Annotated in this window: 20 protein-coding genes and 2 pseudogenes; 9 read left to right on the plus strand and 13 right to left on the minus strand. The window is 69.7% G+C overall.

The window, feature by feature from the left end; all coding sequences use genetic code 11:
• From ABD385_RS39295 to ABD385_RS39310, 4 genes and pseudogenes are all read left to right on the plus strand, one after another.
• Positions 1 to 117: pseudogene (locus ABD385_RS39295) on the plus strand (IS5/IS1182 family transposase); the annotation flags it as partial.
• 312 nt (positions 118 to 429) lie between these two features.
• On the plus strand, positions 430 to 687 hold the full coding sequence (locus ABD385_RS39300; RefSeq protein WP_344584830.1) for a hypothetical protein: 258 nt from the start codon (positions 430 to 432) through the stop codon (positions 685 to 687).
• Positions 684 to 905 carry a hypothetical protein gene (locus ABD385_RS39305; RefSeq protein WP_344584832.1) on the plus strand — a complete coding sequence of 74 codons (222 nt, stop codon included), beginning with the start codon at positions 684 to 686 and terminating at the stop codon, positions 903 to 905. The genes ABD385_RS39300 and ABD385_RS39305 overlap by 4 nt, the downstream gene beginning before the upstream one ends.
• Positions 906 to 2,071: 1,166 nt before the next feature.
• Positions 2,072 to 2,977 carry a recombinase family protein gene (locus ABD385_RS39310; RefSeq protein WP_344584834.1) on the plus strand — a complete coding sequence of 302 codons (906 nt, stop codon included), beginning with the start codon at positions 2,072 to 2,074 and terminating at the stop codon, positions 2,975 to 2,977.
• A gap of 283 nt (positions 2,978 to 3,260) precedes the next feature.
• Here the strand turns inward: ABD385_RS39310 and ABD385_RS39315 are convergent, their stop codons facing one another.
• Positions 3,261 to 3,740 carry a CGNR zinc finger domain-containing protein gene (locus tag ABD385_RS39315; protein ID WP_344584836.1) on the minus strand — a complete coding sequence of 160 codons (480 nt, stop codon included), beginning with the start codon at positions 3,738 to 3,740 and terminating at the stop codon, positions 3,261 to 3,263.
• A gap of 103 nt (positions 3,741 to 3,843) precedes the next feature.
• On the opposite strand from ABD385_RS39315, the gene ABD385_RS39320 reads away from it, so the two are divergent.
• Positions 3,844 to 4,710 (plus strand): alpha/beta fold hydrolase, encoded by an 867-nt coding sequence (locus ABD385_RS39320; RefSeq protein WP_344584838.1) that lies wholly within the window; start codon positions 3,844 to 3,846, stop codon positions 4,708 to 4,710.
• Between the two features lie 262 nt (positions 4,711 to 4,972).
• Here ABD385_RS39320 and ABD385_RS39325 read toward each other — a convergent pair whose 3' ends face one another.
• Together ABD385_RS39325 and ABD385_RS39330 are read right to left on the minus strand one after the other, a co-directional pair.
• Positions 4,973 to 5,545 carry an RICIN domain-containing protein gene (locus ABD385_RS39325; protein WP_344584840.1) on the minus strand — a complete coding sequence of 191 codons (573 nt, stop codon included), beginning with the start codon at positions 5,543 to 5,545 and terminating at the stop codon, positions 4,973 to 4,975.
• Between the two features lie 51 nt (positions 5,546 to 5,596).
• Entirely contained in the window at positions 5,597 to 6,397 is an 801-nt protein-coding gene (locus ABD385_RS39330) for an endonuclease/exonuclease/phosphatase family protein (protein ID WP_344584842.1), read from the minus strand.
• Between the two features lie 373 nt (positions 6,398 to 6,770).
• On the opposite strand from ABD385_RS39330, the gene ABD385_RS39335 reads away from it, so the two are divergent.
• Positions 6,771 to 7,403, plus strand: coding sequence for a recombinase family protein (locus ABD385_RS39335; RefSeq protein WP_344584843.1), 633 nt, complete (start codon positions 6,771 to 6,773; stop codon positions 7,401 to 7,403).
• A 120-nt stretch (positions 7,404 to 7,523) separates the two neighbouring features.
• On the opposite strand, the gene ABD385_RS39340 is transcribed toward ABD385_RS39335, so the two are convergent.
• Both ABD385_RS39340 and ABD385_RS39345 read right to left on the minus strand, forming a co-directional pair.
• Complete coding sequence (locus ABD385_RS39340; RefSeq protein WP_344584844.1) at positions 7,524 to 8,471, minus strand: pyridoxamine 5'-phosphate oxidase family protein; 948 nt, start codon at positions 8,469 to 8,471, stop codon at positions 7,524 to 7,526.
• Positions 8,472 to 8,550: 79 nt separating this feature from the next.
• Positions 8,551 to 9,099 (minus strand): carboxymuconolactone decarboxylase family protein, encoded by a 549-nt coding sequence (locus ABD385_RS39345; RefSeq protein WP_344584845.1) that lies wholly within the window; start codon positions 9,097 to 9,099, stop codon positions 8,551 to 8,553.
• 140 nt (positions 9,100 to 9,239) lie between these two features.
• Here ABD385_RS39345 and ABD385_RS39350 point away from each other — a divergent pair, with 140 nt between their 5' ends.
• Positions 9,240 to 9,860: a CGNR zinc finger domain-containing protein gene (locus ABD385_RS39350; protein ID WP_344584846.1), complete on the plus strand. Its 621-nt coding sequence runs from the start codon at positions 9,240 to 9,242 to the stop codon at positions 9,858 to 9,860.
• A gap of 177 nt (positions 9,861 to 10,037) precedes the next feature.
• Here ABD385_RS39350 and ABD385_RS39355 read toward each other — a convergent pair whose 3' ends face one another.
• Both ABD385_RS39355 and ABD385_RS39360 read right to left on the minus strand, forming a co-directional pair.
• Positions 10,038 to 10,313, minus strand: coding sequence for a hypothetical protein (locus ABD385_RS39355; protein ID WP_344584847.1), 276 nt, complete (start codon positions 10,311 to 10,313; stop codon positions 10,038 to 10,040).
• Positions 10,314 to 10,912: 599 nt separating this feature from the next.
• On the minus strand, positions 10,913 to 11,896 hold the full coding sequence (locus tag ABD385_RS39360; RefSeq protein ID WP_344584848.1) for a helix-turn-helix transcriptional regulator: 984 nt from the start codon (positions 11,894 to 11,896) through the stop codon (positions 10,913 to 10,915).
• Between the two features lie 64 nt (positions 11,897 to 11,960).
• Here ABD385_RS39360 and ABD385_RS39365 point away from each other — a divergent pair, with 64 nt between their 5' ends.
• Entirely contained in the window at positions 11,961 to 12,770 is an 810-nt protein-coding gene (locus tag ABD385_RS39365) for a nuclear transport factor 2 family protein (protein WP_344584850.1), read from the plus strand.
• Between the two features lie 229 nt (positions 12,771 to 12,999).
• Here the strand turns inward: ABD385_RS39365 and ABD385_RS39370 are convergent, their stop codons facing one another.
• The 3 genes from ABD385_RS39370 to ABD385_RS39380 are packed head-to-tail and all read right to left on the minus strand — an operon-like array spanning position 13,000 to position 14,168.
• Positions 13,000 to 13,308 carry a hypothetical protein gene (locus tag ABD385_RS39370; protein ID WP_344584852.1) on the minus strand — a complete coding sequence of 103 codons (309 nt, stop codon included), beginning with the start codon at positions 13,306 to 13,308 and terminating at the stop codon, positions 13,000 to 13,002.
• The gene (locus ABD385_RS39375; protein ID WP_344584854.1) at positions 13,305 to 13,859 is read right to left on the minus strand and encodes a P-loop nucleotide/nucleoside kinase family protein; all 555 of its coding nucleotides are present in this window, start codon (positions 13,857 to 13,859) and stop codon (positions 13,305 to 13,307) included. The genes ABD385_RS39370 and ABD385_RS39375 overlap by 4 nt, the downstream gene beginning before the upstream one ends.
• A 60-nt stretch (positions 13,860 to 13,919) precedes the next feature.
• Positions 13,920 to 14,168 carry a hypothetical protein gene (locus ABD385_RS39380; protein ID WP_344584856.1) on the minus strand — a complete coding sequence of 83 codons (249 nt, stop codon included), beginning with the start codon at positions 14,166 to 14,168 and terminating at the stop codon, positions 13,920 to 13,922.
• Positions 14,169 to 15,051: 883 nt separating this feature from the next.
• Here ABD385_RS39380 and ABD385_RS39385 point away from each other — a divergent pair.
• Positions 15,052 to 15,489: pseudogene (locus ABD385_RS39385) on the plus strand (transposase); the annotation flags it as partial.
• 493 nt (positions 15,490 to 15,982) lie between these two features.
• Here ABD385_RS39385 and ABD385_RS39390 read toward each other — a convergent pair.
• The 3 genes from ABD385_RS39390 to ABD385_RS39400 all read right to left on the minus strand — a co-directional run bounded on the left by ABD385_RS39390 (position 15,983) and on the right by ABD385_RS39400 (position 20,962).
• Positions 15,983 to 17,053 carry a methyltransferase gene (locus ABD385_RS39390; RefSeq protein WP_344584859.1) on the minus strand — a complete coding sequence of 357 codons (1,071 nt, stop codon included), beginning with the start codon at positions 17,051 to 17,053 and terminating at the stop codon, positions 15,983 to 15,985.
• 61 nt (positions 17,054 to 17,114) lie between these two features.
• Positions 17,115 to 17,867 (minus strand): alpha/beta fold hydrolase, encoded by a 753-nt coding sequence (locus ABD385_RS39395; RefSeq protein ID WP_344584860.1) that lies wholly within the window; start codon positions 17,865 to 17,867, stop codon positions 17,115 to 17,117.
• On the minus strand, positions 17,864 to 20,962 hold the full coding sequence (locus ABD385_RS39400; protein WP_344584862.1) for an amino acid adenylation domain-containing protein: 3,099 nt from the start codon (positions 20,960 to 20,962) through the stop codon (positions 17,864 to 17,866). Before ABD385_RS39400 ends, ABD385_RS39395 begins: the two co-directional genes overlap by 4 nt.
• Positions 20,963 to 20,977 lie beyond the last annotated feature (15 nt).

Consider the following 20,977-nt stretch of genomic DNA (forward strand, 5'->3'; position numbering starts at 1 on the left):
TCGTGGCTGGCCGGCTGCCGCCGGCTCCACCGCCGCTACGAACGCAAAGCCGACCACTTCCTCGCCTTCACCAGCATCGCCTGCACCCTCATCTGCTACCGCAGACTCGCCAAATGAGATGATGTCTAAGTCCCGAGCCAGGGCGTTGGAGCTGTACCCGTGCTCCGTCATCCACTCGTCGAGCACGGTGTTCCGCGTGCTGTCCATGGCCGCACGGTAGGGGAAACGGCGCCGGTGCCCACGTAACGGAACAGTCAAAACCTCCTAGGCGATGAGACCGAAACCCCTGCACATCCCCTAACCCCACGCACTCGTGAAGCAGTTGTCTGGGTAGTAGCCGTCCGCCTCACCGGCGGCGGCTGCTTACGGGCCGGCGGTCCCCACGCTCCTGAGGGGGACCGCCAGCCACCGAGACCACAGAAGGCTGCGATGACTGCGAACGCCATCCACCGCCGCACCGCCGGCAGCCCCTACCCGCCCGGCACGATCGTCTACGACATCGTCGCCCAAGACGTCGGCAGAGTCGCTGACCCCGCCGCCTACCCGGCTGGCTGCGTTGGCTGCGACTGCTTCCTGGTCGTCCCCCTCGCCGGCAGCGATCCGGCCTGGCAGGTCGAAGCGGACGCCCTCCGCACCGCGGCCACCACCGAGATCGACGCCATGCTCTCCAAGGAGACCGGTCAGTGACCTCCACCAGCCGACCCGAAGTCGGCGACCTCCTTCTCGAAGTCGCGACGGACGCCAAGTGGGTCTGCACCGACGTCGCCGGCGCCACATCTGATCAGCCGGTGTGGCTGCTGCGCCCGCTCCATGGGAGCTGGGGGAAGGCGTACAAGCGCGTTGATCACCACGACATCACGGCGTACCGCGTCGCATCACGTCGCGGTGAGTGGCGCCAGCCGTGAACTGCACCCACAGCCACCACCTGACGAAGCCATCCGGCGCATGCCTGCGGCGCCCACCCGCCCGAGGCGGATTCGGCCGGCTTCGGGCGCGTCCCTCGAGCGCCACCCGGCAGCCAGCGCGTGGCCGGGTACGCAGGGCCAGGGCGGGTGGGTCGCGATCTGCACGGAGAGCCAGTCGGAGCTTGCGCCGCAGGACAGTGGTCACCGCGGGGTTCTCCCTCGCGGCGCGCGGCCGGTAGGCCCTCCCAGACACGAGGAACCTCCACCGGACAGCGCCGGCGGGCGCCGGTCGCCGTGAGCATCGCGACGCCTCAGCGGCGAGCGCACGGGCGACCCGACGACTGGACCGCCCCCGCACCCACCCACCCCAGTACGGTACGCGGAGAGATGGAGGGTTGTCGGGGGCTCATCGTGCTCTCCATGGCAGGTCAGTGCGGGAATCAAAGGGTTCGTAAAGCGTCCTGTAGGGAGTCCGGTACCGCGTCCTGTAGGGGGTCCTGCATGGAGTCCTCTATGGAGTGTCGAGGCACCCCCGGGGTCGGTCTTGTAGTCCTTGCAGCGCGGCCCGGAGCAGAACTGGGATGCCCCGAGCCCGGATTGAGGGGGAGCGAGGTAAGTGCACAGGTTCTTCCTGCTCCTTGGTAAGGAGTCTTACCAAGGAGGAGCCCGTGCCCGGATGAGCACGGGCGGGGTCGCTCAGGACAGGGGGCCCAGTCTTGCCCCCATGCACGGACCCGGAGCTGTGGCTGGGGTGTTCTCGCACGTGTCCCCCCGTGCCGAGGGCTGCCGCGTCTTCGCTGGTTACGCCCCTGGGTAAGTCCTACGGAGGGATCGGCACCTCCCTCTGTACGGGTCAGAGAGGTGCCGGACGGTCCGGTGCGGTCAGCCGGCGCGCCTGGGCCGTTTCTTCCGGAGCACCGCACAAGTAGCGAGGTGTCGGTGGTGCGATGGCGTCATGCGACCCGAGCATTGTCTGAGCAGGAACCACCTTGAGGTGCGGCATGACCGCGTGCTGCCGTCGTTTGCCGACAGGCCGCCCGGCCGTCCAATGAACCCGTGCAAACCGGGGGTTCGAGGCGGCGCGAATCCAATCAGATCCGATGTCGATTACTGACAGGGTTTGACGGCAGATGGGGTCCGGTCCTCCGTACGGAAGGGGCCCGCGCGTGGCGGACCTGGTCTACAAGCGGGTCTCGACCGGCCAGCAGTCCACCGCCCGGCAGGACCTCGTCCTTCGCGAGGCCGGCATCGAGGACCCGGTCGTCTTCGAGGAGGACCCTGGGACCTCCAGCCGCCTCCACCCGCACCAGTGCCTGAAGTTCCGCGCGCTCCTCGACTACGCCCGGGCCGGCGACACCGTGCACATCTCCGAGATGTTCCGCCTCGTACGCGGCACCGGCCACGTCCTCGACGTCCTCCACCGCGGCCATTTCGCCCTGCGCATCCACGATGGCGCGTTCTCCGGCATGGACCTCACCGCCCGCCACCCGCGCACCGGCGAGCTGCTGTTCACCGTGAAGTTCATGGTGCAGACCCTCGCCGCCGGCGGGGAACTCCAGCGTGACCTCCAGCGCGAGCTGACCTACGACGGACTGCGCGCCGCCGAGGCCAAGGGCCGCAAGGGCGGGCGCCGCCCTGTCATCCCGGCCGACCAGGTCCCCGCCGTGCGCGCCGCGTTCCTCGAACGCCGGTCCATCGCCGCCCTCGCCCGCGACCACGGCGTCAGCCGCGGCGCCATCCGCACCGCCGTCGCCGACCTCCTGCCCGACCACATCGCCGTCCCGGACAGACCGGCCCCGGAACTGCCGGTCACCCTCGACATGCCCGGCAAGGTCGCCGACTTCCTCCGCACCACCGAACTGGAGCCCCCCAAGTGCGCCGCGCTCGACCAGGGCGTCACCGTACGGCGCGGCCAGGGCTACACCCTGCGCGGCACAGCCGCGCCCGCGGTCCACCGCGAACTCCTCGACCACTGCCAGGCGCTCGACGGCACCACGGCGGTCCCGGCACAACGCAAGGCCCGCCGCGAGTACGAGAACCGCATCACCGCCCTCACGGGCAACACCCCGTAGCGAGCCCTCCAGACTCCAAGATCATCCCGTGGCGGGTTTCTGGCGTATCTGGGTCATGCCCCCTGCCCCTCGCGGGTTCGCGAAAACTGAAGGTTGTTCGGCGGGAACCCGAAGGTCCGGTGCCCGGATTTTTGGGGGGTGGACCCGTGGGTTCGTCGTGAAGTCGCGGGGGTCACCGGGTCCCGGTAGGAACGGAGTGAAGAGTCCGGGTTGCTGTCAAAACTTTTGACGCGACCGGTCGCCGCGAAGGCCCCGTCGGTAATGCTGCTGGGTGGGGGTCGGGTCAGCGGGTGCGTTCGTAGTGGCGGCGTGCTTTTTCGCGGTTGCCGCAGATGGCCATTGAGCACCAGCGGGCGCGGTTGGCGCGGCTGCGGTCGAGCAGGAACAGCTGACACTCGTCGTTGGCGCAGGGGCGCAGTCGGCCGGGTAGTTGCTTCTCGGTGGCGGCCCAGGCGAGGACCATCTCGACGGCCAGCCGGGCGTGTGGGGGAGTCTCGACCGTCCACTCAAGACCGTCCGAAGTGATCTCCGGGATCTGGTGGACCCCTTCGAGCAGGGGGCTCAACGCGGCGGGCGGGCTTTCTCCGCGCACGACGTCCTGCAGGGCGTCCCGGGCCGCGCGCAGCAGTGCCAGTTCCGCGAGGCTGCCTTCGCCGCCGTGCTCCCGTGCCCAGCGCCTGCCTGTGGCCGGGTCGCCGAGCGCGTCCTGTTCCTCGCCGTTGACCAGTGGCCTGCTGTTGAGCAGGTCCAGCAGGGTGTCCATCGGGCGCCACCTTTTCTAACCAGATTGCATCGGTTGACAGGTTAGCTCGCCGCATGCTTGCATGCGAATACCTAACCACATCAATCACTTAAAGAGGTTAGAAATGAGCTCGGTGCACCACCGGACCGCCACCGTCGGCGGCCACGAGATCTTCTACCGCGAGGCCGGCCCCGCCGACGCCCCCGCGATCGTCCTGCTGCACGGCTTCCCGACCAGCTCGTTCATGTTCCGCGACCTCATCCCGCTGCTGGCCGACAAGTATCACGTCATCGCGCCGGACCACCTCGGCTTCGGCCACTCCGCCGCCCCCCTCACCGACGAGTTCACCTACACGTTCGACGCCCTCGCCGACCTCACCTCCGGACTGCTCGACCAACTGGGCCTCGACCGCTACGCCCTCTACGTCCAGGACTACGGCGCCCCCATCGGATGGCGCCTCGCACTCCGGCACCCCGAACGGATCACCGCCGTCGTCACCCAGAACGGCAACGGCTACGAGGAGGGCTTCGTCGAGTCGTTCTGGAAGGACGTCTGGGCCTACGGGGCGGACCCTGGCCCCGCCACCGAGCCCGCCGTCCGCGCCGCGCTGGGCATCGACGCCATCCGCTGGCAGTACCTGCACGGCGTGCCCGACCCGAGCCTGGTCAACCCGGACACGTGGGAGCACGACGTCGCCCTCGTCTCCCGCCCCGGAAACGACGAGGTCCAGCTCGCGCTGTTCCGCGACTACCCGAACAACCTCCCGCTCTACCCGCTGCTGCACGAGTACCTGCGCACCAGCAGGGTGCCGGTGCTCGCGGTGTGGGGGCGCAACGACGGGATCTTCGGCCCGGCCGGCGCGGAGGCATTCGCCCGTGACGCCAAGGATGCGGAGGTGCACCTGATCGACGGCGGTCACTTCCTGCTGGAGAGCCGGCTGGACGTCGTCGCGGGTTACCTGCGCGGCTTCCTCGGGCGGGTGCTGGACTAAAGGCGAGTGGTCGGTTGAGGGGGAAGCGCGTCGAACCTGGGCCTGTGCTCCTGCTGTCTACCGGGAACCTGACAGGTGCCGGCAAGCGCCCGGCAACGAGGCCTGACTGGACGTCATATGAGGGGCGGGCTTGTCCGCATTGAGTCGGGTAGCCAGGTCACGGCGACGTGACGCGGCTATCCGACTCAGAGGGTGGACGGGCGGTGGGTCCGGCCGTTGCGGACGGCGGCGGGCTCACCGCCCTCATGGGCCGGGGCCAGGCTTACGCCGGGGGGCCTCCGGGGTCTCCAGGTGTGCCGGGTCCACCGGGGTCTCCGGGTGTCCCGGGGTCTCCGGGCGGGTTGGCCGCCGCGCTGGCGGGGTCCGGGTGGAGGTAGAAGATCTCGCCGGGGATCGGCGTGGCGCTGGGCTGGTTGTGGCGCTGCACGATGGTGGCGTCGTCCGATTTCGCGTTGTGGTCGATGCTGGCGTACAGGCGCGTGGAGCGGTTCCGCAGCTCGGTCTGGTTCGGCCGGAACGGGTCGGGGTGGACCAGGGTCCAGTTCTGGGTGTCGGCCGTCGAGCCGCCCGGGGTCGGGGAGCCGTCCTTGCCGTGGCAGGTCCAGATGTTGAGGGCGTCGCCGGGCCGGGATTGCTGCCCCCTGTCGACGTCCAGGCACTTCTGGCTGCTGTAGCTGATCAGGCGGTACAACGGGCTGGTGTCGATGCCCCCGTTCCGCAGCAGGCTCCACAACTGGTTGGTGGTGCCGTTGGCGTGGTACTGGACGACGTGCGTCCCGTCGCGCAGGCCGTCCTGGTAGACGTCCAGGTACAGGCCGCTCAGGGCCGAGGTCACGGTGAGGTCCTGCGCCCCGGCCGCGGCCTGCAGTGAGCCGAAGTAGACGGGTCAGTGGTCACTGCCGCGGTTGGCCTGGACGGTGGCCTGCCAGTTCTGCGTCTGGATGTTGGAGACCATGTAGTCCAGTTCACCGCCACTTCGTTGGGTGGCCTGGCCGCTGTTGTAGATACGGGATCCGGTCGGGAATTCGCTGAGGTTCTGCTGGCCGGGATCGCGGTTGAAGTCCCCCAGAGCCACCCAGTTGGTGACGTTGCGTGTGGCTGCCGCGGCGGCGACCCTGCGCACCAGCGACGGTCCGTCTGCGCCCCGCCCCCCGCCGTTCCGCCCGGCGGAGGCGTGGACGCTGGCGAACAGGACGTTGTCGGCCTGGCGGACCAGGCCGAGCCCGTCCCGGTACCTGCCGCCGATCTGCACGACCCGGTCGGCGCGGAACGAGGTGACCATTCCGACGTTCCGTGATGACTGGGGGAGGATGTAGAGGTAGCGGTAGGTGTTGCGGGCGATTCTCCAGGAATAGACCTCGACGTTGCCGATCGAGCGCAGCTGTCGGACCCCCCGGGCCGGAACACTGGGTACTTCCTGGAGTGCCACCACGCTGTTGGTCTGCGCGATCGTGGCCACGCTGGCCCAGCGGTCGCGCCCGTTCTCCATGTTCCAGGTGACCAGCCGGTGACTGTCAGGACTCGCCGCCTGCGCTGTGCCTCCTCCCACCACCAGCAGGCCGCCGAGCATCAGTGCGGTGGCGGCGATGGCTGCGGCACGGCGCGGCCGTCTGTCGTGTGCCCGGATCGTGGGCGCCTCAGGCGGTCGCTTCGCCCGCCATCGGCGCAGTAACGTAAGGAACTGCATGATTTGGGCTCTCCTTTGTGAGGAGTTGTGAACTCCGCGACGATCGCGCGGAGCCGGTAGCCCACCGGCACTGGAAGGTGACGGGGCGTCCCGACTCCGACGCTAAGACCGAAGCCGGAGAATCGCCTGCCCTCGCCGTACTTGGTAAGAGCCCTGTAATAAGGCGGTTGGCTGGCGCTCCTGCGCTGGCACAGGTGAAATCCCTCTGCGTTCGGTGGGGGTGAGGCTGTCTCGCCAGGTTTTGGTCGAGTTCCCCGAGCCGTGATCCGCGCCGTGGAAGTTGAGGTGCCTGCACGGTTGTGACTGAGCACGTGAGTTGGCGGAGGGCGCCAACTCACGTGCTCAGCTGCGATGTCCGTCCCCTCTGCCCCGGATGCCGTGGCCGCCGTCATTACGGATCTGCCGCCCCGCCTTCGAGGAGGCGCTGAAGACCGCCCGGGAGATCAAGGCCCACGCCCCGCACTGCTGCGTCATCTTCACCGTGTACGAGATGAAGCGCCTCGGCCGCGACGCCGCCGAACTGACCGCACTCGCGGACCACCTCACCGCGCACGGCTTGATTTTGGAGATGCTCGCCGGGCCCCTGCCCGGCATTCACGACCCCACCGGCCCGGGGAAGTCGCTTTTCGCGTTCTTCGCCGCGATGGCGGAGACCGAGCGGGAGAACATCCGCGAGTCGACGCTGGAAGGGCTCGACACCGCGGCCCGCAAGGGCAAGCACGGCGGCCGGCCGCCGGTCATCACCGACGACATGCTGCACACCGTGCTCTGCCGGAGGGCGAACGGCGAGTCCGTCGAGCAGATCCAGCCCGACCTGATCATCCCCACCTGCAAACGCAAGGGCCACAACCCCTCGCTCGCGAGCATCCACCGCGCGCTCGCCGAACACACCAAACGCGCGGCGTACCCCGAAGCGGTCGAGCAGGCACACGCCGACTTCGCCACCCTCCAGGCCCGCGAGGTACCCGGTCCGAGGTCTGTAGACGGCACCGAGCCCGCCAGGTGATCGCTCCGGCTGGCCCCGCCGAGCGCCAAGATCAACTACTGGCGGCTTTTGGGCTCACCTCGGCGACCCCCCCCAACGGGGGGAAGGGCGGGCGGGTGTCGGTCATGGCGGAACCGTCCTTCATGGTGCGCAGGGCCGGTTGGTCAGCGGCGGGTTGTCGGGGGCTGCGGTGACGGTGTCGGCGTGCAGCGGCAGGAGGCGGCCGGCTACCAGGTGCCGGGGGAGGAAGTGGACGCGGCGGCCGGTGCGGTCGTCGTCGCCGGGGATGCCGGTGCGGGTCCATTCCAGGGCCGCCCGGCCGGACAGGTGCAGGGTCCGTCCGGTGGCGAAGTCGCAGAAGAGCAGCGCGGCCGTCGGCTCGGCGTGGAGGTTGCCGAGGGTGTTGAACATGTTGTTGCCCTGGTAGTCGGGCCACCACAGGTGCCCGTCCTCGACGCGGACGAATCCCGGTGGTCCCCCGCGGTGTGAGGCGTCGTTACCGCGGGTGGGGTGGGTGGTGCCGATCAGGAAGGTGTCGGACCGGCCGATCAGGTCGATGTCGTCACGCGTGAGGATGCTTCCGTGCCGCACCGGCTCGGCGCCGGGCGGGGCGCCGGGCGTGGCGTGGAGGAGCCGGCTCTGGATGTACTGGGGGCAGTTGCCGTACGCCTGCTCCACGTCGATGCGCAGCCCGTCACGGCTGGCGGCGGACAGGATGCCGTTGAGCCGCACCCGTCGGCGGGTGGCGAATTCGATCACGATCAGCCCGACCGGTTGGTGGGCCGCCAGGTGCTGGAGCGGATCGCCCACGGCGGGCAGGGCTCGCACATCGAGTGCGGTCGGCGAGGCGGCCTGGAGGAACCCGGGCGGGCCGGCGAGCGGGGAGATCCACAGCGCGCCGTCGGCGTCGCGGGCGGTGACCGCCGCGAAACTCCTCTCCGCCAGGAACCGGCTCACGCCGCCGTGTAGCCGGGCGGGGGCCAGCATGCCCGCGAGGCGGGCCGCGTCCCTGGCAACGCCCGCCCGGCGCTGCACGGCCAGCTCCCCCTCGTGGAAGCCCGCGGGAGCGTTGCATGCCGGGTTCATCATGGTGCTCCTTCCACGGCTGCCGAAGACGCGCCGCTGACGGATGGCGGTGGTGTGGCCGCCGGAGCGGGCTCGGCCCGGGTCAGACCGCGGCGCGCAGCGGGACCACGGGCCAGTCGTTGTCGACCTTGGCGAGGGTGTTGAAGTAGTTGGTCAGGACGTTCAGGGCCAGGTGACCGACGACCTCGCCGATCTCCTCGTCGGTGGCCCCCGCGTCCCGGGCGGCCTGCAGGACGGTGTCGTCCACCTGACCCCGGCCGCGGGCGATGGCGTCGGAGAGGGTCAGCAGCGCCTGGATGCGCGGGTCGGACGACTTGGCGTCACGGGCCGCCTCCAGCTCGGGGGCGTCGACCTTGGCGAGGTTGGCGCCGATGTAGGTGTGCGCGGACAGGCAGTACTCGCAGCCGTTGTGCTCGGCGGTGGCCACCGCGAGGCGCTCGCGTACCGGCGCGGGCAGCGCACCGCCCGACAGCGCGCCGCTCAGGGCCAGGTAGCCCTGGAGCAGGGCGGGGCTGTTGGCCATCGCCTTGGTCATGTTCGGTGTCAGCCCGAGGGTCTTCTGCACGTCGGCCAGCAGTTCGGCGGCCTTGCCGGTGGCGGTGGCGGGCTCGACGGGGGCGAATCCGGTCATGAGAGCGGCACTCCTTCGACTCGTCCAGTTCTGACGCTTGGGTGCGGCAGTAACCGTTAGAAGCACCATGACACTCGCCATTCGCCCTGTCAATGGATACATGGGCCTGCAACCGTTAGAAGTGCGGTAGCCTCGGTGGCGTGGACACAAATGCCCCCCTGCTCGGCGAGCCGCTGCCCGTGGAGCTGATGAACACCATCTGGGCCGACCGGGACGGCGTGCACGACGCACTGCGCGACCCCGACGGCACCCGCGCCTGGCTGCGTGCCGTCTCCGCCCGTACCGACCTGATGGCCGAGGGTGATCTCGACGCCCTCAGCACGCCCGACCTCGACCGCCTCCGTGGACGGCTGATCGGCCTGCGCGACGCGTTGCGCAGGCTCGCTGCCGAGGCCACCGGGGACCCCCGCCCGGCAGCCGTGTCCGATGCCCGCGAACTCGACGAGGCTGTGACCGCGCTCAACGAGGCCGCCGGCGACACCCCTCACTGGTTCGTGCTGTCCTGGACGCCCGGCCAGGAGCCCTCGCGTCACGCCCGAAGCGGTGGACAGGCGGCCTCCGCCGCCGCCTCCGCCATCGCCGGGGAAGCCATCGCGCTGTTCAGTCGGGACATCCGCCGCCAACTGCGAGCGTGCCTGGCACCAGGGTGTGTTCTCTACTTCCTCAAGACCCATCCCCGCCGGGAGTGGTGCTCCGCAGACTGCGGCAATCGTGCCCGCTCCGCCCGCCACTACCAGCGGCACCGCCGGAGTGGCGTCTGACGCCCGCCGCTGCCCCGCCGGGACCGGCACCGACTGCAGACCGCGCCGAAAGCTTCCCGCTACGCGAACGCTGCACTCGTTCCGAGACCAGCCGAACCTGGACTACCTCCGGCACCACATAACGCAAGAGGGCTCCGGAACGGCCCGTCCCGCACAAGATCTTCAGCGGACTTCTAGCTAGGCCAGCCCGTTCGGCTCGCCCGGCACCCGAGCGAGCCGGTAGCGGACCGTCTCATGCGACAGTCCTACGTGGTCACCGATCCGCCGCAGCCCCCAGCCCTCCGCCTTCGCCGCGGCCATCCCGCCGTCCAGGGCCGCATCCGTCACCTCGCCCAGCGCCTCCCGCAGCTGGACAACCAGCCTCAGCCGGATCGCCGGAGCCAGATCATCCAGGCCGGCCCAGAACCGCGCCACGTCCGCCTTCAGGAAACCGATCCTCGGATCATCACTCACTAGGGCATCCTGGCGGCCCAGATTACAGGCCGTCAAAAGCTTTGACAGTAACCCGGACTCTTCGTTTCATTCCTACCGTGACCCCTACTCACGGGGCCTCCATACGTGATGAGCAAGGAAAGAGGCTGGCCAACCTAGAGAAACCTGGAACAGCGAGTGGAGGCCCATCAGCCAGCAGAAGCTGCAGCGAGGAGCGTGGGCTATGTCGTCCTCAACCCAGGAGCTCCTCTTATGGGCGAGGCGGAGCACAACACACAACTCAGCGGCGCCCACGGAGGCGGCACAACAAGAGTCCCGGGCGGCGCTCACCAGCACCTGGGCAAGGGCTGCGGCGTCGCCCTGCAGGATGCCGCCGGCGCGCCGCTCCAAGCGGAGTGGAGCCAGACCGCGGGAGGCTGGCGCGTCGTGGGCGAGGCGAGGTCGATCGGCGCCCTCAGGTGTTGCCGTCCGCCGATGGCGGAGTCGTCATCTCGGCCAGCCAGTGAACGCCCAACTGGGTCGGACGGGCGAACGAGAGGCGCCTCAACGATCCGCAGGCCGTTGGCCGGTCATGAACACTCGCAGGACCCTCGCCGCTCTTGGCGCTACCGCAGCCGCACTCAATGCTTCCTGTGAGAGGCGTAGTGGCGGGCCATCGCCGTCACGGCGTCCGCGACGCGGGCCCGCAGCGTGGCGGGGGACAGCACCTCGGCGTCGGGGCCGAGGGGGAGGATGTCCCGTACCGCTTGGCCCTCGCTCTCGACCGGGATGGTGACGCGTATCCAGCCGTCCGGCTCGGCTCGCGCGCTCGCATGGGCCGCGTGGACGACGGCCGGCTCGGCCAGGTACGGCAGTTGCTCCATGGCCGTGGGTGACAGCCGCAGCACGGCGTGACCCCCGTGGCGGCGAGCGTCGAACGCGTCGAGGTGAGCCCTCCAATAGGCGGCCAAGTCGAAGCTGGCCCCGCGGTCGAAGCCCTCGTCGAGGAGCCGGAGGTCCAGGATCCGGGAGACGCGGTAGACACGGAAAGCATCGGCCCGGCGGGCGACCAAGTACCACTGGCCACCCTTCAGAACCAGACCGTGCGGATCGACGGTCCGCGTCACCTCGTGCGGTCTCTCCCAGCGCAGATAGCGCAGCCGCACCCGGTGCTGGCGCCACACCGCCGCGGCGACGGCCATCAAGTGGGGGATCGGGTCGGCCTCCTGGTACCAGCCCAGCGCATCGAGGTGGAACCGGTCCTGCCAACGGACCGCGCGCTCGCTCAGCCCGGCCGGGAGCGCGGCCGTCAGCTTCAGCCGCGCCTCAGCCGCGGCCCGGCCGAGCCCGAGATCGGTGGCGACGCTGGGTAGGCCGGTGAGGAACAGCGACTCGGCCTCGGCCGTGGTCAGCCCGGTCAGCCGGGTGCGGTAACCGTCGACCAGCCGGTATCCGCCCTCGCGGCCCGCCTCCCCGTAGATCGGCACACCGGCCGCGCTCAGCGCCTCGACGTCGCGGTACACCGTGCGCTCGGAGACGCCGAGGTGCGCGGCCAGGTCGTGGGCCGTCATCCGTTCCCGGCTCTGCAACAGCAACAGGATCGACACCAGGCGGCTCGCACGCATGTCGAACACTTTCGCAGACTCCACTGACAGAAGCTGTCAGTGGAGTCTGGCTAGCGTCCCCGCCATGAACATCGACATCGAGGAATTCGTCGGCCGCTACGTGGCCGTGTGGAACGAGACCGACCCCGAGCGGCGTCGCGCCGCGGTCACCACGCTGTGGGCGGCGAACGGCGTGGAGTTCACCGACGCCGCCGAGTACCGAGGGCACCCGGCACTGTGGGCTCGTGTCACCGAGGCGCACGAGCAGCTGGTCCAAGGGCGCGGGTTCGTCTTCCGGTACGCCGGGGACGCCGTGGGGCACCACGACATAATCCGCTTCACCACCTACATGCTTCCGGCCGCCGGCGGCGACATCGTCTGGACCGGGTTCGTCGTCGTCCGGCTGGACGACGAAGGACGCATCCTGAGCGACCACCAGTTCGGCGACCCGCCGGCCGCCGACGCGGCCACGGGGAATCAGCCCAGCACCCGCACCGTGGTGAACGAGTTCCTGCGCCGCAGCGGCGACGGAGATCCCGAGCGCATCGCGCAGCTGTACGCGCCCGAGGTCGACTGGCGAGTGGACTGGCCGGTCGAGCACCACCCGGCCATCCCCTGGATCCGCCCCCGCTCCACCCGCGCCCACGTCGCTGACCACCACCGCACGTTCGGTGAAGTGTGCCCACCCGCCGAGGGCCGGGTATCGCTCGACCACCTGATGATCGACGGGAACGACGCCATACTGATCGGCACCAGCTCGCAACTGGTCAAGCCGACCGGCAAACGCTTCGTCATGACCTTCGCGCTGCGTCTCGTCGTCGAGAACGGGCTCATCACACGGCACCACATGTACGAGGACAGCCTCGCCGTCGCCGAGGCGTTCAACCAGCCGTGACCCGACCCACAGGGGACAGTGGGCACAGACCCGCAGATGCCCCGCGCCAGGAGGGGCGGGGCCATCCGCACCCGGAACTCACACCACGACTGCGTCCTCCCGCGGGAACACGGCTGGGCGCCGCCAGCAAAACCACGACCGCGACCGTTGTCTGGGGTACTCGGGAGCCGTGAGGCATGTGAGGATGAGCTTCGGGGAAGCACGTGCCTCACGGATATCTAGGGGTTCGTCAGGCGCGTTTGGCAGGGGTGAGGGTGAGTGACTGCAGCGGCTCACCGGCGACCGCGGGCATGAGCAGGAGCTGCGCGTCCTCGTCGGCGTCGAGGAGCTGGGGCGCGCTCGGGCAGAGCGCCGGGGCGCAGTGGGAGAGGGCCGTGTGCTCCCGTTGGAAGCCGTCGGTGCTGGTGTTGCCCTTGAGGATCATCTGCCGTCCGCCGGCGGCCCGCAGGCGGAGCACCGTGGTGGACGTGCCGGACCAGTTGAGGTCGGCGACGACCTCGGCCGGCCCTGTCATCCGGGCTATCGCGGCGTCCGTCACGGGAGGCGCAGGAGGGTAAGGGCCTGGGCGGCGACCTGGTCGGGGCTGAGGGCGGTGGTGTCGATCACATCGGCCCGCTCGCCCAGCCAGGTCGCGTACGCCTGCTCGTAGTTGGCCAGTCGGCAGCGCCGGAACGCGCGCACCTTCTCGCTGCGCTCCTCGTCGCCGGGGAATTCCATGCTGGACTCGATGCGGGCCCGGATGGTGTCGGAGTCGCCGTGCACGAGGAGGTGGCGCACTTCGATGCCGTCCTTGTGGAGGGCGTCGAAGATGTCGTCGGCGTACTCGCGGCGCAGCAGAGTCATGGGGGCGATGACGGGGCCGCCGTGGGTGAAGCGGTCCAGTTCGGTGCACACCCGGGCGACGAGCTCGCGCCACATCGGGTAGTCCTGGAAGTCCTTCTGCCGGTCCGGGTGGTCGCCGATGCTCTTGCGCAGCAGGAAGCCGACCTCTTCGGGATCGGTGGTGATGGCCCCGTCGAGGTGCTGGTGGAACTGGGCGGCCAGCGTGGTCTTGCCGCCGCCGAAGGGGCCGTTGATCCAGATGATCATGAGGGTTCTCTCTCGTGTTCGTACGGACATCCGGGCGGGCCGAGGTCCGGCCGGATGGGGCTACTGCGGGGGGACGGTGTCGCTCTGGTGGGGAAGGAGGGGGACACGGCGCTGGTGGTAGGCGAGGTGGAACCGGCCCGCGTGCACGGCCCACAGCCGGTCCACTTCACGGAGCGGCTCCTCGGGCACGGTGAGGGTGACCGTGTGCCGGCCCGGGGTGACAGCCAGGACAGCGTGATCGTAGGAGCCGCGCCGGGTGGAGCTGGGGCGCAGATGGACGGCCAGCAGGCCCCGGGTCCCCTCGGGCACGGTGACGTGGACGCCGGCCGGTTGGCCTGGTGCGCCACTTGCGTAGGCTCTGCGTGGTGGCCTTGAGTACGTCGCAGGGCACGCGTGCCTCCTGGGGGTCTGCGACGCCTGTGGCCTCCATGTGAGGCCACAGAGTGGCTCGCAGGGGCTCGGCTTCCTGGCGGGTGTTCCGGGCGAGCGAGAGGCACAGGACCCCCCGAGTAGGGCGGCGTACGGCACCAGGACAGACAGGACCACCTCTCGTTCGCCGGCGGCGCGAGGAAGGGTGGTTTCGGTGTCCAAGGGGGTCAGCGTGGTCAGACGCTCGGTTGGCCTCAAGCACTGCTGATGGCTCGTTGCGCGCTGAGCCAGCTCGAACGGGGTTGCGCCCACGGTTGTCTCCATCGTTGCGCTCAGCGGGGGGCCCAGGGGTGCTCCGGAGGTACTACCGGGGGTACGCACCCCCGTTTCGCGAAAACGCGCGTTTGCCCAGGTCAGACCCCGTGGGCAAGCCGCTTGCGCGCGCCGACACCTCTCTCTGCGCTAGCCAGAGAGAGGACTGATGCCGTGATCCTGGCGCGGGTTGACAGCGTTGACGAGTACGGCGGGACGATGTCCCGCTGCTGCTGACCGCCCTCGCGGCCGGCTCTTGGCCGCGATGCGCGGGCACTGCCCGGCACCGACCGGCTCCTCGCGCACGCCCTGCTGACCGGCACCGGTGACCTCCTAGGTGGTCCCGTCGCTGCTTGGACGCCCGGCCCCGGTGGGGCGGCCGCAGGCCTGCTCCTGGCCGCGCTCACCGCTCACGCGGCGCCGCCCGAACCCGGGCGATACCCCGCCGGCGCCGGTCGCCCACCGAGCCCTGGACGCGGCAGCATGGTGGTGGACCGCGGCGCTGAAGGGGGCCTGCCGTCCGGCGCGCTCGCGGAGCCGGGTGGTTCGCCGGCTGATCTCCCACCCGGCGGGCAAGGGCAAGCGCCGCAGCAGGGGTGAGCGCGACTTCATCGCGCTGATCGACGGCGCCCACCAGCTCGCCAAGGCGCCCATCGTGCTGGTCTGGGACCGGCTCAACACCCACGTCTCCCACGCCATGCGCGAGTTGATCGACCGGCGCGAAGGGCTGACCGTGTTCCTGCTGTCCGCTTATTCGCCCAACCCCAACCCGGTCGAGTGGGTATGGGTGCACGGCAAGCGCAGCCTGGCCAACCTCGACGTCGTCGCCCTGGACCGCCTCGAGACACTCGTCCGTAACAGGCTCAAACGGCTCCGGTACCGGCCCGGCACCCTCGACGGCTTCATCGCCGGAACCGGCCTTGCCCTAGACATCCCAACGTCACCCTGACAAGCCGGAGCCAGTAACGCGGCATCGCCGTAGGCAAGCGCCGGTGCCCCCACCATTCCCCCAGACCATCAGCAGCCCCGCCAGTCAAACTTCGGTGGCAATAGATCAACCTTCGCTGTCGCAGGTCAGTCGCAGAAGCTACATCAGGGACCATTGTGCGAACCGTGTTTTGCGAGAAGTTATGAGAACGACGAACGGCGGCAAAAGGGGCGCGGTTCTGGCGGTCTTGATCGTTCGCAGAACAACTCATTTCTGCGAACGTGAAGCGTGACGGGCTCCGCCGGGCCGCCGGGTATGGATTTCCATACATCGCCAACAGCCTATTGTCGAATCTTCCGGCGCCGGGCCGATATCGGATCAGCCACTGCGGCGGAGCCCGCCGTCTGGGGTTTTCGTGCAGGTGGTTGAGTGGGTGGATCATCTGGGGCGCAGGGTGGGCGAGAGCGCGGGGCTTGGTCCGGGTGGCCTGTACGGCTCCCATTGTCGGTGAATGTCACCTATCGACGTCGGCTGACTGATCCCAGTCGCCGCGGCGGGTTTCCGGGCGTGTCAGGCTTCCCTCTCTGGTCCGGTGGCCGATGATCAGGTGTTTGTCGCTGCGGGAACGGTATGTCTCGCAGGAGGTGAATCCGGCGTCCGTGAGGAGTGCGGTGTATTCGTCGGCTGTGCGGTGCCGCCCCTGGGTTTCCAGATGCATGGTCAGGTTCATAGCGGACGTTGCGAGGGGGCCTTGGCGGGAGTCGTCGAAGAGCCTGTCCATCACGAGCACCAGTCCGTGGTCTTGGCAGGCCTGGTGTGCCTTGCGTAGGAGCTGGAGGCAGACATGGTCGGGCCAGTCCGACAGGATGTAGCCGAAGGCGATGCAGTCACCTTCGGGGAAGGCGTCGGTGAAGAAGTTGCCGGGGGCGAAGGCGAGCCGGTCACCGAGCCCGTGGGCGGCGCGGGTTTCTTCGAGGTAGGGCTGGACCTGGGGAAGGTCGAACACTGTTGCCCGGAGTGTGGGTGAGGTGTGCAGCGCGGCGACTGCGAACGGGCCGCTGGCTCCGCCGACATCGACGAGGTGGGTGGCGTCGGCCAGTTCGGCGAGCGCGGCGAGTTCCTTGGAGGGGGCGAAGCTGAGGTCCCACATGGCGTTCAGGAAGGTGCGGGTGGCCTGGTCGTCGCGGTAGAGGGAGGCGAACGGCTGGGGATGGGGGCCGTCTACGGAGTCCTTGCCGTACCGGAGGTAGGAGTCGAGCAGCGGCATCCTGCCTGCCGTTTCCTGGACAAGGTGGGTGATGAAGCCTCCGATGTATCGCTCGTCGTCCGGGTCGACGTAGGGCCGTACATTCCCCGGGAGGCTGTACTGCCCGGTGGGTGTGCGCTGGACGACCTCGAATGCGGTCAGGAGCAGCAGCAGTCGTTCCAGTGTGTCCGTGTCGATGTTCAGCTCCGCGGCGATGTCCTCGGCGGAGCTTGGCCCGTGGGCTGCCAGGTGGGAGAACACGTGGTGGTGGTCGGCCAGGTGCAGGACTGGCGTTGCGATCACGCCGAACATGGCCTTCTCCAAGTTGCTCGGCAGCACGGGGTCCTCCTGTGTGTTGCGGTATTGGGCCCGCTGTGGAGTGCGCGGGCCAGGGGCGGTGTCAGCCGCTGTGTGGGGCGATGGCCTGTTGTACGAGCGCGGCGAAGTGCTGGGGGTGGGTCACGTGTGCGAGGTGGCCGGCGCCGTCGATGTGCGCGTGGCGGCCAGCGGGAATCAGATCGGAAAGGTGAAGCGCGGTCTGCTGGTGGTGTGCCAGCGACCGGCTTCCCGAGACGGCGAGGACCGGTGTGGTCATCGTGGCAGGGTCGAAGGCGGGCTGGCTGACCGTAGGATCCGTCATCTCGCGGATCAGGGCGGTGCCGAGCGCTGCGAGTTCCTCGTTGCTCTGCCGTGCGGCGGGGTGGCCGAGGACGGCTTGCTGGAGGGTTCTGGCGGCAGCGGCCGGGCCCTGGTGGGATGCGTCGTCGACGAGTTGTTCCCAGGGGGCGGTGTCGGGCCACCAGGGAAGCCAGGGAAGGGGCGGCTCGAAGGCGACAACCGCTCTGATCAGCTGAGGGTGCTGGGCCGCCGTGGCGAGCGCCACCAGAGCGCCGTAGCTGTGTCCTGCCACGACGGGCCTGGGCAGCGTGGATACCGCCGTGGTCAGGTCGGCGAGGTGGTCGGTCAGCGCGGTCTGCGGGGTTGCGAGCGCGCGGGAGGTGCCCCATCCGCGGCGGTCGTAGCCGACGGCGGTCCAGGCGGGAAGGTGGTGTGCGATCCGGTGGAAGCTCCCGCTGTGGTCCATGGTCCCGTGGACGAACAGGACTGTCTCGGGTCCCGTACCTCTTCGCGTGTGCACGACTGGCCGGATCATGTGGGTGCCCCGGCGGTGAGGAGGCGGGAGGCGATCTGTTCGGGGGTGGGGGTGGTGATCAGCGCGGTGGCGTCGAGGGGAGTGTCGGTCAGGGATTCCAGGCGTACCAGGAAGGCAGCCAGGGTGAGGGAGTCGCCGCCGACGGTGAAGAAGTCGGAGTCCGCCTGGACCTGGCGCAGGGGGATGTCCAGAGCTTGGGCGAAGTGCTGAGCGATCTGCCAGGTCAGGCGGGAGTGCTGCCTGCGGGGTGCGTCGGATTCGACGGCGGGGCTGTGGTGGCGGGGGACGGCTGCGGCAGGCGCAGTAGCGGGGGTGGGGCCGTGGTCGGCTTTGCCGTTGCGGGTGCGGGGGAGTTCGGTGACGGGAGTGAACGTGGTGGGCAGCATGGCGCTGTGCAGGCGCGTGGACAGGTGGGTGCGGATTGGTTCTTCGTCGAGGTGCGGGCCCGTGGGGATGATCAGGGCGTGGAGGCGGCCGTCGCTCTCATGTACGTGGCAGCCGGCGACGCCGGGGGCGGATTCCAGGACACGCTCGACCTCGTCGAGTTCGAGGCGCTGGCCGCGGATCTTCACCTGCCGGTCGCGGCGGCCGATGTAGTCGAGGGCGCCGTCCGGGCGCTGACGGCAGAGGTCGCCGGTGCGGTAGAGGAGTCCGGCCGGGTGGGCGGCGGTGAAGGGATTGCGGATAAAGCGTTCCTCCATGAGGTCGGGCTGGTGGAGGTAGCGGCCGACTCCGGTGCCGCCGATCCACAACTCCCCTTCCTGACCGGGCTCGACGCGCTGCCGGTTCTCATCCAGGAGGTAGGCATCCTTGTGCAGGACGGGTCGGCCGATGGGTGGTGGGTCGTCACTCAGGGCGCATTCGTGCCAGGTGGACATGACCGCTGTCTCGGCCGGGCCGTACAGGTTGAGCAGGCGCCGCCCTGGGGCCGCCCACTGCCGTACCCACGCCGCGGGCAGCCGCTCACCGGCGGCCGCGGCGATGCGCAGGTCGGGCAGCGGCTGGCCGGGCAGGGCCATCCAGACGGAAGGGGTCAGGATCACCGCGGTGATCTTCTCGGACGCGAGCAGCCGCACCAGCGGGGGGCCGACGGTGAGCTGGTCGGCCGGGGCGACGACGAGGGTGGCGCCCGACAGGAGCGCAAGGGTGAGGTCGGCGATGCAGCCGTCGAAGTTCGGGGACAGGAACTGCAGGACCCGCTCGCCGGGGCCGAGACCGAAGATCTGACGCTGGGCGAGGGCAAGGTTGACCGTCGCCTCGTGGGTGATCACGATGGCCTTCGGGGCGCCGGTGGTACCGCTGGTGAAGACGATGTACGCGCTGTCGCCGGGCGAGACGCCAGTCAACGGGGCGTGTGGCCGGGAAGCGGGTTCGCCGGTGCTGATCACCTGGGCGGGGAAGACCGACGCGGGCAGGGAGCCGTCGCTGATGACCAGGCGCGCTTCGGCTTCGACGAGCATGGTCCGCAGCCGCTCGCGGGGGCAGGTCACGTCCGCGAGCAGGAATGCGGCGCCGGATTTGGCGACAGCGAGGACGGCGAGCGGGAACTCGTCCGAGCGTGCCATCACCACGGCGACGACCACGCCTGGCTGGGCACCCAGGTGGCGCAGCCTGTGGGCCAGGGCGTTGGCCCGCTGGTCGAGTTCGCGGTAGGTGGCGGTGCCGTGTGGTCCGTGGACCGCAGTTGCATCGGGCGTCAGCCGGGCTTGTTCCTCGAAGGCTTCATGCCAGCAGTTCGCGGGCGGGGGGTTGTTGGAGACGGGAGGGGGGCTGTCATCGGGGCGGGCATGCTCGCCTGCTGCGCGGAGGGGGACGGCGTGGGCTGGTGGGGTGGAGGTGACGCGGAGGTGTGCGTGCTCGAGGCAGCGGGTGTTGCCGTGCAGGCCCCAGGACTGGGCGCCGGGGCCGGTGTGCGGGGCGTACACCGGGTACGCGGCGAGGAATTCCTCGATGGAGTAGGCGGCCAGCCGCTCGGCGTAGCCCGCTCCCGGGCAGGTGTGGCGTCCGCTGCCGAAGCCGAGGTGGCGCCGACTGGCGAGGCGACTGAGGTCGAAGGTGCGGGGGGCGGTGAAGGTGGTGGGGTCGAGGTTGGCGGCGGCGAGGTGGACCAGCACGCTCTGGCCTGCGGCGATCTGGTGGCCGTGGAGGGTGACGTCGGTGGTGGCCCGCCGCGCGACGTACTGGCTCGACCCGTTGAGCCGCATGATCTCGCTGACCGCCGCGGAGATGAGCTCGGGCTGAGTGCGTACCTGCTGCTGGCTGTCGGGATGGTGGTGCAGGGCCAGCAGGGTCTGGGTGACGAGGTGGGTCAGGGTCTGGTAGCCGCCGCCGACGAGCACGATGCAGTTCGCGGCCACCGCGAACAGCTCCTCATCGCCCGGGGAGGTGCCGGCCAGGGGAGAGACGAGGGAGGTGATGAGGTCGTCACCCGGTTCCTTCAGTCGCAGTCGCGCCTCTTCCTGGAGGCGTTCAAGGGCCTCGGTGAGGGCGCGGTCCACCTCGGGGTCGGGGGTTGCGGGCAAGGCGGAGAGGCTGCCCAGCAGCCGCTCGTAGGCTTCGGCCCACCGCGTCAGTTCCGCCTCCCTGGCTGGCATGCCCAGCAGGAACGCCACCAGGGCAGAGGGCAGTTTCGCGGCGAAGTCGCCGACCAGATCGATGTCCCCGCCCGCGGGCAGCCGCGCAACGGTGCGCCGGGCAATCTCGCGGAGCGCGCTCTCACGGCTCTTCATCGTCCGGCCGGAGAACTGTCCGGCCATCGCCGAGCGGAGCGGCCCGTGGCGCGGGGGGTCCAAGAAGAGCATCTGCTCGTGCACCATCGCGCTCAGGGTGGCGGAGGTGTGCAGACCTCGCTCACTGAAGCGTGCGTGCTGATGCTCGCGCACGGAGGAGAACCGTTGGTGGTCGCGCAGGACCTCCACGGCCTCCGCGTAGCCGGACACCACCCAGACCGAACCGACCTCGTCGAAGAACACCGGGCCGAGCTCGGCGATCGCGTCGATGTACAGGGAAGGGGCGGCGATGACTTGAGGCGACCTGAGCAGGTGCACTCCATGCCGCGCGCGGTCATAGCCGGCGAGGCGCTCACGCAGTTGCATGACGAGTCTCCAGAA

Origin of the sequence: Streptomyces lunalinharesii (genome assembly GCF_039532155.1) — a bacterium.
In the GTDB taxonomy this organism is placed as follows: Bacteria; Actinomycetota; Actinomycetes; order Streptomycetales; family Streptomycetaceae; genus Streptomyces; species Streptomyces lunalinharesii.